Here is a 12,967-nt window from a genome sequence, read left to right on the forward strand (position 1 = left end):
CTCACCTCCGCTCCCGCTGGATGCCCTCGAGCGCGCCGGTGTAGATCACACGGCCGGTCCGGTAGACCACGGTGCTGTCCATGAGGCTCGGGCGCAGACAGTCGAAGATCCGGCCGACCTCGGCCTCCTTGCTCGGCTTGAGACGAATGTCGTTCTCGGCGTCGACCTCGCCGTTGCTCAGCAGTTCCTTGTAGAGGACGGGCCGTTTCCCGAGATCCTTCACCCGCAGATGGGGCGTGTTCTTGGCGGCGACCTCGTCGACGAACGTCATCGCCGCCGTGCGTGCGGCACCCCACCAGCTGTCCGGTGCGGGCAGCGGCCGGTGCACCACCGAGCGCAGCACCTCGGCCAGCTGGGCGGCGCGGACCACCATCGTGGCGCCGTCGCCGCTGGTCTCCGCGGTGCGGTAGGCGATCAGCCGGTCCCGCATGGTCGCCTGCAGGTCGCTGACCGCCGACTGCGCCGGGACCAGCTCGGTCTTGCCGGCGTACCACGCGGATTTGTCGGTCCGGGCCAGCCACAGCATCTGCGAGGCGATCGCGACGATCCGCGGGTGGGTGAGCACGCGGTCGTTCAACGCGCCGAGTACGAGTTCCTCGGGCATCGCCTCGGACCGCGCCAGCACGCCCGGCGTGTCGTGATACGCCGGGATCAGCACCTGCGGCGGGTCGACGTCGGCGCGCAGGTCGTACCAGCCGTTGGTGAAGACATTCCAATCCTGTGGCAGGTCGCGTCCGATCCGTTTGCGCCACTGATCGGCCTGGCCGCGCGGCAGGCGCAGCAGTCCCAGGTGGAATGCCAGCCACTGCTGGGTCGACGTGCGTCCGGGCAGCGTCTCCGGGCCCAGCGCTGCGAACACCTCCGGGTCGTCGGCGAAGTCCCGGAGAACCCTTTCGACGCCGACGTCGATCCGCCGGCGTTCCAGACCACCGGCCCGGGGTGGCGGCGACGTCCGGTCGCGGCCCTCCGGCGTGGGGGTGGACACCAGCACCTGCGTCCGCGAGGGGTCCTCGTCGCGGGCAGTGCCGGTGGCACCGTCGCAGAAGAATGTCTTGAGCCGGTGGGCCAGGTCCCGGGCTCGTCCCATCATCGCCTCCTGATCAGGCCGCAGGTCGCTGCGGTGGCGGGCCGCCTCGAGGCGGGTGGCGTTCATGAGGTTCTCGACGGCGCCGGTCAGCTCGGCCACCTGCCCGGCGACCACGGCGCCCAATGGATCGTCGGTGAGCACCGCGGCCCGCAGCAGGTCGTCGAGGGAGACAGGCCGGTCGGTGGTCGTCATCAGTGGGTCCCGTCGAAGGGGTTGTCGTGGTCGTCGTTCTCGGCTTTCGGCGTGCCGAGCGGGTGCCGGTAGACGACACCGGGCCGGTGCTCGACGTCCACCGGGGAATCGGTGGTCCAGAGCGGTGGGTCACCGGCGTGCACCCGGATGACGCCGTCGGCGTCCAGGCTGACCAGGTGCGGGATCAGCGGGCCGGGTTCGGCCGGCAGCCGGCCCAGCAGCCGCTGGCGTCCCTGGTCGTCCTGGATCAGAAAGGCCCAGCGCCCGTCCTCGTCCGGTGGCGGTAGCGGGACGCGGCTGAGCAGAGCGGTGCGGACCGTCCCGTCCTCGTCGGCGAACCGTTCCCGGCCCGGCGGCTCGCCACACCCCAACGCCGGCCGCGCCGGCGCGGCGCCGGCCACATGAATGCGCCCGGCCAGTCGGTCGAGATCCAGGGGATCCGGTCCCTCTTCCCCCTCGGGTACGCGTAACGACGGCACCGACCGGCCGACGAGGTGATAGGGCTGTTTGTCGCGCCACAGCAGCAGGTTCACGTCGAGCCCGCCGTCCACCTCGATCCCGCAGTTGATCTGGTTTCGCCACACCTGCCGATCCAGGCGTACGCCCGGCGTCTGCTCGCCGAGGCGCACGTCCAGGTCGGACCAGCGGAACACGCCCCACGGCAAGGGCTGGCCGCCGTCCACCTCCCGCACGATCACCAGGCGGTCCGGCAGCCGCCCGATCGGGGCGAACGCCCGCAGCCGGCCGCCCGGCTGCTCCCGGAACGCGGTGCCGGCCCGTAGCAGCACCCGGTTCTGGTCGCTGAGCCCGCGCATGCTCAGCGTGCACGGCAGGTCGAGCAGCAGGTTGTCCACCTCGATCGAAACCTCGGTGGCGCCCTGGCGCAGCAGCTGTTCGTCGGGCTCGGAGGTGCCGAGCGAGCTCATCGAGGCGGCCCATGCGGCGCCCATCGAGGCGGCGTTCTTCGCGTATGTCCGCTCCACCACGACCTGCACCGGGCCGTTGTCCATGCCCTGTCCAGTGGTCAGCTCGCGGGCCACCACCCGCGCGGCCAGGCCGAGCTGGCTGGCCTTGCCGGTGAGGATCACCCGGTCCAGCCGCTCGCCGGCGTCCAGCCGGGTACGCGCCAGCGCCGCCGCCAACCGGCTGATCTCCACGAGCATCGGCTCACCCACGGCCACGAAGTCGGCGTACGTCAGTGCCGGCAGCCTGCTGCCGAAACCGGGCGGCACACTGGCCGGGACCGCGACCACGGCCCGGGCCACGTCCTCCACGACCTCGGCCCGCAGCGCGAACGGCTGATCCGGCGCGACCTGGATCTTGGCGGTCTCGGCGAGGTCCCACAGCTGGTAGAAGGCCTTCTCCCGTGCCGCGGTGACCTCGGTCGCCGGCCGGCCGGCGGTCCGGGTGCCGACCACCCGTTCCACGTTGTCCCGCGAGCGCTGCCCGCCCGCCGGGTCCGGGACCGAGGTGTCCTGCTGCAATGCCGTCCGCGCCTGGGCGACCAGGCTGCCCGGCTGGTACTGCCCGTCGCCGGTGCGGTACGTGCTGTCGAGTTCGGCGGTGATCTGGTGCTGCCAGTCGGCCCAGGTCTCCGGCTCGTCCGGGAAGCTGACGCCGCCCGGATGCTCAAGCGTCAGCAGATGGTCGGCGATCATTGCCTTGATCAGGTGGAACACCTGCAGCGTCAGGAAGTCGCCGCCGCGCCGGCTGCGCCCGCTGGTACCCCGCAGCTTGGGCACGAGACGGTAGTACCGGCCGGTGCTGCCCGGCGCGGCGCCCGGCAGCTCGGGCGTCTGGTCGTACAGGTTCGTGGTGATCAGGGCGATGTCGGTGGTGCCGCCGCCCACGTCCACGACCAGGGTGTTCTCGGTGCGGTGCCGCTCGTCGCCGTTCTTCGCCCGGAACCGGGCACGCAGCGCCTCCACCCCGGTCGTCTGGTTCGCGCCGAGGTCGCGCATCAGGAAGAACAGTGCGGCCGCGATCGCCTCGTCGTAACGCAGGTCCACCTCACCGACCCCGAGCAGCGCGGTGATCACGTGTTCCAGGCGGCGGCGGACCGCCGGCGGCGCCATCGTGGGATAGGTGACCACCACGTGGTCGATCGGGGCGTCCTCCAGCCGGTCGGGATGTGCCTGGGTGAATTCGTCGGTCCGGTCCAGCAGGAAGCCGAACGCGCCACCGAGCAGCGGTTCCAGGTCGACCGCGTGGGTGCCGTCGCGCAGCGGCAGCCGGAAGTCGCTCTTGTCGAGGTGGTGCTTGAGGCCGCGCAGGGTGGCCAGGGTGGAGCCGTCGCCGAGTGGTCGGCCCAGGCGTACCCGCAGTTCGGGTTCGACCGCGGTGACGTCGAGCCGGCTCGGTACCTCGTCCTGGTCGGTGGCGTTGTCCAGGCGTACCGGGAAGAGCGAGTAGTGCTCCAGCGCCGGGGTCTCGAACGCCTCGTCGTAGCAGCGGTGCAGCTGGTCGGCGAGCCACGCGGCGAACGGCGCGGTGCCGCCGGCCTGCGCCGCCTCCAGCGCCAGCAGGACGTCGTAGAGCAGCGCGTGGTGTGCCGACTCCTCGGCGTGCACCGCCTCGGCCAGGTTTCGCGGCGTGCCACCGGCGCTGCCGGCCAGCTCGCCGCCGAGGCGGGTGCGCAGCGTCTCCCACTCGGCACGGCACTGCGCCACGCTCGGTTCGCCGACCTCCTCCGCGAGCGGCTCGCCGCGCAGCAGCCGCACCACCGCCCGGCTCAGCGCGGCCCGCTGGTCGGCCGGTATCGGCACGACCGGCGGCGGCAGGTTCGGGTCGTAGAGCGTGACGGTGGAGTTCGTGGTGCCGAAGTCCACCGCGGCCAGGCCGCCGTGCCGGCGGTCGCGGATCCGGCGCCGGGCCGGCCGGATGCTGCGGTCCGGGGCGGGAGTGGTGAAGTCGTCGGTCATCGCTCGTCCTCGGCGTCGGCGCGGTCCAGCAGGTCCTCGATCCGGCGGGCCACCGCCTGCGGTGAGATCACCGGGCCGCCGGGCTCGTCGCCGAAGAGCGCACGGACGTGCGTGTCGGCGCGCTGATGCACCTGCTGCTGCATCCGCAGCTCGCGGCGCACCGCCTCGATCCGGGCGGTCAGCGCGGTGGCGAGTTGCTCCTCGGCGATGCGCTGAGCGGCCACCACCAGCTCGCGGCGGACCCGCATGATCGTCATCAGGTGCCGGCCGTTGCCACCGGCCCGGCCGGCGGCCGGATGCCACGGCAGATGCCGGGCCGGGTCGAGCGGGAACGCCGCACGGACCGCGGTGGCGGCCGGTGCGACCGGCTCCGGCCGGGGGAGGTCGGCGATCCAGTTGATCTGCACGCCGCGCCGCAGCTGGCCCACCGTCTTGTCGGTACTGTCCCGCAGCGGCACCACCATTTCGAAGAACTCCGTGCGCAGCAGGCTCAGCCGCACCGCCCAGCGCCGCAGCCAGCCGTCAACGGCCGCGTCGATCACCCGTGCGCAGGCCTCCGGGATGTCCCGGGCGAGCGCGCGGAAGCGCATCTCGAAGACCTCCGGCGTGGCGGGCATCTCGTCGGCGTACCGGGTGCCGGGCGCCAGCACGTGGTTGCGCAGAGCGGAGAAGAGGACCGGCCACTGCGGCCAGGCGTAGATCTGGGCGGTCACCCACTGGCGCAGGGCCGCGTACGGTGTGGCGCCGCCGTCGTGCCCGTCGGCCGGACCGGCGATCCCGCGCTCCACGTCGGCGGTCATCGCGGACAGCTCGGCGCCGATGCGGGCGAGCAGGTCGCGCACCCGCATCTCGGCCGGTGCCGGCGGCGGCGCGGCGGCCAGCGGGCTCTCGTCCAGGGCCACGACCACCCGGCGCACGGTCCGGCGGAACTCGTCGTAGGCCGCGCCGGTCCGCCGTCCGCGCTCGGTCAGGCACGCGGCCTGACCTCGCTCGCAGATGTCGGCGCGCATGCCGGCCAGGGCGCTGCCGTCCCGCAGCACCAGGTAGCTGTCCGGGCCGGGCAGCGTCAGCGGGGTGGGCGTACGCAGCTGGACCAGCAGTTTCTCCGCCTCCCGCTGCGAGCCGTCGATGGTGACCACCGCGCCCGCCGTGGCGAGCTCCGCCTCGATCAGCCAATCCGCCCGGCCGGTGCGCAGCCGGGGGTCGAGCAGTGGCAGGTCGATCAGGTCCAGGCCGTCCTCGCCGATCGGCCAGCGCTCCTGCGGGACGTCCACGTCGACCACCACCCGGCGCACCACCGGCAGGACGCGGTGCAGCACGTTCTGCCCGAGGTCCTGGTCGGCCTCGTACGGCCCGGCGCCGCCGGTGTCCGGGAACGGCAGCCGGCCACCTGAGGCGCCGCCCCACCGCACCGGCATCGTCGCGTGGTGCACCGCGTCGAGGCGGATGCGGACGCCGTCGCGGCCGAGGAAGCGCTCGGCGAAGATCTGCGCGCGGTAGAGGGCGGCCAGCTCGGCGATGCCGGCCTGGCGGGCGCTGTCCGCGCCGGACCACCACGACCGGGCCAGCTCCAGCGCGGCCGGCCAGTCCACGTCGGCGGCGTCACCGGCCGGCGAGTCGCCGACCTGGCCGAGCAGCCGGGTCCGGCACTCCAGCACGTGGGCGTGGGTCAGGAACGAGACCGAGGCGCCCCGGATCGCGGCACGCTCGGCGGCCACCGGGTTCAGGCGCACGGTGGTGACGTACCCGATGGTCGTGCGTGCGGGGGTGAGGCCCGCCGCGCCGTCACCGAGCAACGGCGCCCAGACATGATGGCTGACCAGCCGGTCGTCCCCGCCGGACTCGGCCAGCAGAGCCACCGCGGGCCGGCTGGTGGCGGTGGTGAGCACGCGGCCGGCGGCCTCGGTGACCCGCCGCTGGTGGCCACCGTCAGTGAGGAGCCCGGTGATGGCCGGGAGCAGCCGGTCGAGCCGGGCGACGATACGCCGTGCGGGGTCTGCGCTCTGCGAGGACACGCGTTCCCTCCCGTTTTTGGGTGTGCGTCATCAAGGCGCGAATGAAAGGTGGGCGGCTATAGCCGTGCTATTCGGGGAATAGTAAATCTTCTGGCTCGTCCCTGGGAAAGGCTAAACCGCCCCCGAAATAGTGCGGTCATCGAATGGGGTAGTCCATTCGGTCAATCACTTTTCATGATCGTATTCATGTTGCCGGTGGAAGTCGGGTACGGCCGAATCCGTCCTCCTTTGCCCGTTCCCCGTACTGCACGCGGTGGGTGATAGGGCGGCCGGCCTTCGCGTATTTCTCCTTGATCCGCTCAAGATAGGTACGCACGGTGCCAGGCGCGATCTCCAGTACTCGGCCGACCGCGTCGAGGGTCATCCCGCTGCCGTAACGGACCAGCACCTCCCGTTCGCGGGCGGACAACTCCGGGCGTCCCGGCCGGTTGTCGCGCCCGAGCCAGAACGCGTGTTCCGGGGTGAGCGGGGCCTCGCCGGCCGCCACTTTCCGGATCACCTCGGCGAGCGTGCCGAGATTGTTCGCCTTGGGCACGTACGCCCGCGCGCCGGCCTCGGTGGTCGCCGCGATCCACACCGGATCCGGGATCACCGACACGATGATCACCACATGGCCGGCCGCGACCAGCCGCCGCACGTTCTCCGCCGGATCGGTGAAGTTCTCCAGATTCAGGTCCAGAATCACGGTCTCCGGCCGGCGCGGGATCGCCAGGTACTCCTCGACCGAGGTGGCCATCGCGGTCAGCGCGATCTCCCGCGAACGTGCGATCCAGGCGGCCATCCCCTCCAGCAGCATCTGGTCGTTGTCGATCGCCCCGATCTCGATCATCGCTGCCATGACACCTCCACGACGGTCCCCTGCTCGGGCGCGGAGTCCACGGTGGCCCGGCCGCCGACCTCGACGACGCAGTGCCGCAGCTCCCGGATCAGGCCGCGCCCGGGCGACACCTCCTCCGGGCGGAAGCCGCGTCCCCGGTCCACCACCCGGACGGTCACGCCGCCGTCGTCACCGACCGCGGTGAGCCAGGCCTCGTCGGTCCCGGCGTGCTTGTCCACGTTCGTGAGTGCCTCGCGTACCGCGCTCGTGAGCGCCATCTCCACCGCCTCCGGCAGGGGTTCCCCCAGGTCGTGGAACTGGGAGTGGATGTGCAGGCCGAGCGCCTGCTTGTCGCGGACCACCCCGGCCAGCGCGGTGGCGAGCCCGGCGCCCGGCGCGGGCCCGGCCGTGACCAGCCCGCGCAGGTAGTCGGCGTCGCGCTGGGCCAGGGCACGGACCTCGTCGGTGCGATGGTCGAGCCGGCCCCGGGCGATCTTGCTGAGGGTGGAGAGGACCGTGTGGTGCAGGCGGTCGTAGTGCAGCGTCCGCTCGTCGAAGCGGGCCCGCGCGGCGGCCTCGCGGGCGCTCGCCGCACGGGCTGCCTCGCCGGCCGCGTCCAGGTCCCGGGCGTTCTGCCGCAGGTGCCCGGCGACCAGGCCGGCCAGCGCCGCGAAAGCGGCCAGCGAGACGGCGTTGTGCGCCACCGCACCGAACCCGTCCGCGCCGGCCGGACCGGCCAGCGAGCCGGTCACGTAGGCGGCCAGCAGCAGGCCGGTCGCGGCAACCGCAACGGCACGTGGAAGCAGCGCCGCCGCCGTGATGGCGGTGCCCATCGCGGGCGGCAGCACCCAGTGCGGCCAGCTCGGCTCGCACGCCGCCGAGCAGGCCGCCGGCACCAGCAGCAGCCCGGCGGCCGCGACGCCCACATCGGCCAGGATCCAGCGACGGGCGACCCCGCCCGCGCCGCCCGGCGCCGGATCTCCGGCCTCCCCGGGTGCGATGCCGCTTTGCCGAGCGGCCTCCCCGGGCGCGGTGCCGCTTTGCTGAGCGGCCACCGCGGGCGCGGTACCGCTTTGTCGCGCGGCCTCACGGAGCAGGCCGGTGAAGAGCAGCACTGTCCAGGCGACGGCACCGAGATATCCGGCCAGCACCAGGGCCGGCCGCTGGTAGACCCCCATGCCGCCGGTCAATGGCACGGGCAGCCAGACGCCGAGCTGGACAGCGCGCAGGCAGGCAGTGGCCTTGATCAATAACGCGTCGACCCGGGCCGCCGCCGTGCCCGGGGTCCGCCAACCCGTTTTCCCCACCGGCCGACAATTGCATGCCCGGGCGCGCGGCGACAGTCCGCATATCGGCGGACACCGTTTCAACATCAACTTAGGGCGGCGATTTTCCAGCCGTATCCCATTGACGACGGCAATGACGAACTGCAAGGCTGTCGTGGCTCGGGGGTCACTATTATGCTTTGTTTACCGCTTTGGACTGCAACAAGTCCGCCGTTCGGATGAGTGCATGAACCTATTAGTTGGATCCATTCCCTGCGAACAGGTGGATGCCGCGGTCGTGGCTGCCGACGACCGTGTGTCGGCATCCGGCCGGCGGTCCGCCGCACACCGCGTGGGCGCGCTTCTGGCGCTCGCCGAGGCGCTGCAGAGCCGTTTTCTGTGCCGCCGCATCGCCGATGACCTGGACCGGTGCATCGCGATCGTGCGTGACGCCGGTGATCTGGTGCCGCGCGGCCGCCCTGAGCGCCGGCAGGTCACGCTGCGTCTTGCCAGTCTGCTCGCGGTGCGTAACGGCCAGGGCGACACCGAGGCGGCGCTCGAAAGTCTGCGAGACGGGCAGCGGGGCCTGCGCCAGGGCAACCCGGAGCACGCCGTCCTGGACACCATGATCGGTGCCGTGCTCGTGCCGCAGTACCAGCGCTACCACCGCGAGGCCGACCTCATCGAGGCCCTCGACCGCATCGAGCGCGCCCTGCCGGTCATCGACCGGGCCTTCGCGGCGCCCCGCCCCGACCCCCGCTACACCGAGGTTTTCGCCACCAGCGCCTCAGCCGCCCGCGCGGGGCTGGCCGCGCTGCTGGTCTCCCGCTCCGGCACCGACCACGCCGGTGACGACGACGAGCGGATCCGGCGCCTCGTCGACCAGGCCGGCCGGCTCGCCCCTTCGGTGGCACACGTCGGTGACGCTCTCCTGCGCGCGTACGAGATGAAGGGCTTCGAGGGCCAGCCGGCCGAGGACGCGGCGAAGATGGCCGCCGGTTTCGACGTCGGTGACCTGGCGCCGTTCCCGGGCGTCAACGACGGGCTGGCCGTCGCCTCCCGAGGCGTCCGGATCGGCGGCCGCTACGGCACCACCGGTGACCTCAGCTCACTCGACGAGGGCATCCACGACCTGGAGACCGAACTCGACGCCCCCGGCAGGTTCGAACCGGATCGCCCCTCCCAGCTGGCCACCCTGGCGAACCTCTACCAGCTGCGGTCACGGACCAAAGGGCTCTCCGGCGACCCGTCCGCCGCGGCTGACCGCCGGCGGGCCGAGGACCTGGCGACCCGCGTGCTCGCCCTCGGCGCCGGCAGCCAGGACGAGGCCCGCGTGGTACTCGCCAACTGCAAACTCGACGGTTACCGCCCGGACGGGCCCGACCAGCACGTGCTCGACGAGGCGGTCACCCTGTTACGCCGGGCGATCTCCGGGCAGGCCCTGTCACCGCCGCTGCGCCGGACCCTGCGCAGCTCGCTCGCCGAGGCGCTGATCGGCAAGGGGTTCCGCGACGGCGACATCGGGGCGGTCAACGAGGGCGTCGAGCTGTTCCAGATGGTCCGCGACCGATACGCACCCGGTACCCTGCCGCACGCGCTTGCCTGCTCCCGGCTCGCCGCCGGCCTGCACCTGCGGGCCGAGGCCACCGAGCAGGAGGACGACCGGCTCGCGGCGGCCGCCGCGTCCCGCAAGGCGATCAACGAGATTGTCGGCAAGAGCCTGATCTGGGCGTACGACACGGCGGTGCAGTGGGCCGACTGGTCGTGGCGGCACGAGCGGATGGCGGACGCCGGTGAGGCGTACCTGATCGCCGTCGACGTGCTCAACCAGCTGGTCCGGGCGCAGCTGACGCGAGCCATGAGCGAACTCGTGCTGCGCCGCGCCGCCTACGGGATGCCGGCCCGCGCCGCCTACGCGCTGACCCGGCGCCGCCGCCTCACCGAGGCGATCGAGGTCCTCGAGGGCGGCCGCGCGGTGCTGCTCTCGGCGGCGCTGGAACGGGACCTGGTGGGGCTCACCGCGCCGGAGCACGCGCCGGTCCGCGAGCGGTACCTGCGGGCGGTGGAACGCCTGCGGTCGCTGCAGGACCGGGCCATTCAGGAACAGCTCTCCACGGAGGAGGCATGAGCGGTAAGACCACCCGGGAGGAGAACACCCCCGGAACCCCGCCGACGACGCGGGAAAACGCGGCGCCCGCGACGACGCGGGAGAACGCTCCACCCGCCACGACGCGGGAGAACGCGGCGCCGGTGCGGGATTCCGGTGGACTGCCGGACGCGGTCTTCACCCGTTACCAGCCGGAGCGCGCGCTCGCCATCGGCGGCGAGGCGCACCTCGTGATGCTTGTCCGCGACCGGCACACCGGCGAGCAGCGGGTCGCGAAGGTCTACCCGACCACGGTGCGCCCGGCCACCAGCCTGCTCGACGCGCTGCGCACCGCCGAGCGCCGGCACGTGGTCCGGGTGATCGACTGGGGTGAGTCGGTCGCGTACGGACTGGAGATGAGCTGGGAGGTGCAGGAGTACGCGCCCGGTGGCTCGCTCGCGGCCTACGCGACCGGCCACGGCGGCGCGCTGCCACCGGACCAGGTGCGGGTGGTGCTCCAGCAGGTCACCGAATCGCTGGCGTACCTGCACGGCGAGCTGCGCCACGGCCACCAGGTCGGGATGGCGCACCGCGACATCAAGCCGGAGAACATCCTGCTGCGCGACCAGGACCCGCTCGACCTGGTGCTCTGCGACTTCGGGCTGGTCGCTGAGCTGCGTGCCACCCGGCGTACCACCGGCCGGGCCGGCACACCCGCCTATCAGGCGCCGGAGACGTGGTGGCAGAAAAGCCAGGAGCCGGAGCAGGACTGGTGGTCGCTCGGCGTGGTCATCGTCGAACTGCTCACCGGGCGCAACCCGAACAGCGGTGTCGGCGGGCACGCGGCGAACGAGCGCGCCATCTTCGAGCACATCGCCAAGTACGGCGTGGACCTGGACGGGGTGACCGACCCGGACTGGCGGCTGCTCTGCCACGGCCTGCTCACCCGGTCACCGGAGGAACGCTGGGGCGTCACCGAGGTCCGCGCGTGGCTGGCCGGCGAGCGCCCGGCCGTGCGCGACGCGCCGATCGCCGAGCCCGAGCCGCCCGCCGCGCCGCCGGTCGCACCGTTCGAAGTGGCTGGGCGGCTCTGCCGGAGCCCGGAGCACGTCGGCGCGGCGTTCTCGGAGAACTGGCCGGCCGGGCTCGCCCACTTCCAGGACCGCACCAAGCGGCTCGACCTCTCCGACTGGATGAAGGAGAACTTCCCGAACATCAACCTGCCGGGCAACCTGTTCCGGACGGACGTGAGCGGCCGGGCCGACGCGGCCGCCCGGCTCACCCGGTTCATCGCGTGGGTGGCGCCGGAGATGCCACCGGCCTACGAGCAACGCGCGGCCGACGCGAACGGGATCGCGATGATCGCCCAGTCGGCGGCGTCCGGCGACCCGACCGCCGCCGGCTTGCTGGGCGCGTTCGACGTCGGGCTGCTGCGGGCGCTGGCCCGGCACCGATGCCGCCTGCACACGCGGTGCGCGGGAGGCCAGCCGGGCTGCGCGGTGCTCACCGAGGCCGCCGACCGGCTCGACCAGATCGACGCGGCGGTCCGCGAGCGGATCGACGGGCTGGCCGTGTCGCTGGCCGCCGGAGGCACCCCGGTGGGCTGGGCCAGCCCACCACGGATGACCGAAGTGGATCAGGCATTGCCGGTGGCGTACGCGCTTGCCGTACGCCTGCTCGCCGATCCGGATCACCGTGACCACATGCTCGGGGTGCTGCGCAAGCAGAAGGTGGCCGGCCGCCGCGTGTGGTGGCGGGCGCTGCGCGAGGACGCTGCCGGTGGCACCGATGTGCGGCAGCTCGCCGCCGGTGCGGTGGCGAGCGCGCTGATCCCGGTCGCCACCGCGGAGGCGGCCGCCGAGCAGGCCCGCGACGCGCAGGTCAAGCAGGAGCGGCGCAACGAGCGGGCGGCCCAGGTGGGCACGGTCCCGGCGCGCGGGCGCGGTGTGGTGCGCAACGCGTGGCGAGACACCGGGAACATGCTGTGGGCGGTGCTGCTCGCGTACCTGACCACGTTCGCGGCGGCGGCCGCCAACCGGTTCGAGGAGTTCTCCCTCGACCAGACGCGGACGCCGGAGTACCTCGCATACGTCACCAGCGTGCAGACGATGGTGGCGCTGCCGATCCTCGTGGTGCTCGGCTGCCTGCTGATCCGGCCCGCCGAACCGGGGCGGGCGCTGCGCCGGGCCCGGCTGTTCTGCTGGCTGTTCGCGATCGCCGTGGGGATCATCGTGCAGGCCGAGCAGGCCGAGATCCGTGCCCTGGTGCGTTTCCCGATCATCCTGCGCAGCGGGGTCCGGGACACGCTGTTCGGGCTGAACAGCAATTACGCCGGCATCTTCCCGTACGCGGTGATCGGCGCGGTCGTCGTGGCGATCTGGGCCGGTCGCCGCCTGGTCAACCGGGCCGCCGGCACCGAGTCCGGTCCCAGTGGGCGGACCTCCCGCGACATCCGGGCCGTCCTGATCGGCGCGGTCGTCGTCCTCTACCTGATCGCACCCCTCTACGTATGGCAGCAGTGGTCGCCGCCGTTCCTGCCGTCACCCGTGCGGGAGTGGTGGGTGTGGTGACCACGGCACCGGAA

General features: G+C 72.8%; 7 protein-coding genes. 2 read left to right on the plus strand and 5 right to left on the minus strand.

The window, feature by feature from the left end:
• Position 1: 1 nt before the first annotated feature.
• The 5 genes from B0I29_RS21160 to B0I29_RS21180 all read right to left on the minus strand — a co-directional run bounded on the left by B0I29_RS21160 (position 2) and on the right by B0I29_RS21180 (position 8,339).
• A complete protein-coding gene (locus B0I29_RS21160) occupies positions 2-1,279 on the minus strand; it encodes a hypothetical protein (RefSeq protein ID WP_111650750.1) in 1,278 nt (425 codons plus the stop codon).
• Positions 1,279-4,200 (minus strand): acetate and sugar kinases/Hsc70/actin family protein, encoded by a 2,922-nt coding sequence (locus B0I29_RS21165; protein ID WP_111650751.1) that lies wholly within the window; start codon positions 4,198-4,200, stop codon positions 1,279-1,281. The genes B0I29_RS21160 and B0I29_RS21165 overlap by 1 nt, the downstream gene beginning before the upstream one ends.
• Entirely contained in the window at positions 4,197-6,215 is a 2,019-nt protein-coding gene (locus tag B0I29_RS21170) for a hypothetical protein (protein WP_111650752.1), read from the minus strand. The genes B0I29_RS21165 and B0I29_RS21170 overlap by 4 nt, the downstream gene beginning before the upstream one ends.
• A 184-nt stretch (positions 6,216-6,399) precedes the next feature.
• Complete coding sequence (locus tag B0I29_RS21175; protein WP_111650753.1) at positions 6,400-7,053, minus strand: response regulator transcription factor; 654 nt, start codon at positions 7,051-7,053, stop codon at positions 6,400-6,402.
• Positions 7,041-8,339, minus strand: coding sequence for a sensor histidine kinase (locus B0I29_RS21180; RefSeq protein WP_146616842.1), 1,299 nt, complete (start codon positions 8,337-8,339; stop codon positions 7,041-7,043). Before B0I29_RS21180 ends, B0I29_RS21175 begins: the two co-directional genes overlap by 13 nt.
• A gap of 205 nt (positions 8,340-8,544) precedes the next feature.
• Between B0I29_RS21180 and B0I29_RS21185 the strand changes: the two genes are divergently transcribed.
• Positions 8,545-10,425 carry a hypothetical protein gene (locus B0I29_RS21185; protein WP_146616843.1) on the plus strand — a complete coding sequence of 627 codons (1,881 nt, stop codon included), beginning with the start codon at positions 8,545-8,547 and terminating at the stop codon, positions 10,423-10,425.
• Positions 10,422-12,953, plus strand: coding sequence for a protein kinase domain-containing protein (locus B0I29_RS21190; RefSeq protein ID WP_111650756.1), 2,532 nt, complete (start codon positions 10,422-10,424; stop codon positions 12,951-12,953). Before B0I29_RS21185 ends, B0I29_RS21190 begins: the two co-directional genes overlap by 4 nt.
• Positions 12,954-12,967 lie beyond the last annotated feature (14 nt).

The sequence above is a fragment of the Actinoplanes lutulentus genome (genome assembly GCF_003259845.1).
GTDB classification, from domain to species: domain Bacteria; phylum Actinomycetota; class Actinomycetes; order Mycobacteriales; family Micromonosporaceae; genus Actinoplanes; species Actinoplanes lutulentus.

Coding starts and splice junctions, on each gene's coding strand:
- B0I29_RS21160 (WP_111650750.1), bottom strand. CDS start 1,279: ATGACGACCACCGACCGGCCTGTCTCCCTCGACGACCTGCTGCGGGCC.
- B0I29_RS21165 (WP_111650751.1), bottom strand. CDS start 4,200: ATGACCGACGACTTCACCACTCCCGCCCCGGACCGCAGCATCCGGCCG.
- B0I29_RS21175 (WP_111650753.1), bottom strand. CDS start 7,053: ATGGCAGCGATGATCGAGATCGGGGCGATCGACAACGACCAGATGCTG.
- B0I29_RS21185 (WP_146616843.1), top strand. CDS start 8,545: ATGAACCTATTAGTTGGATCCATTCCCTGCGAACAGGTGGATGCCGCG.
- B0I29_RS21190 (WP_111650756.1), top strand. CDS start 10,422: ATGAGCGGTAAGACCACCCGGGAGGAGAACACCCCCGGAACCCCGCCG.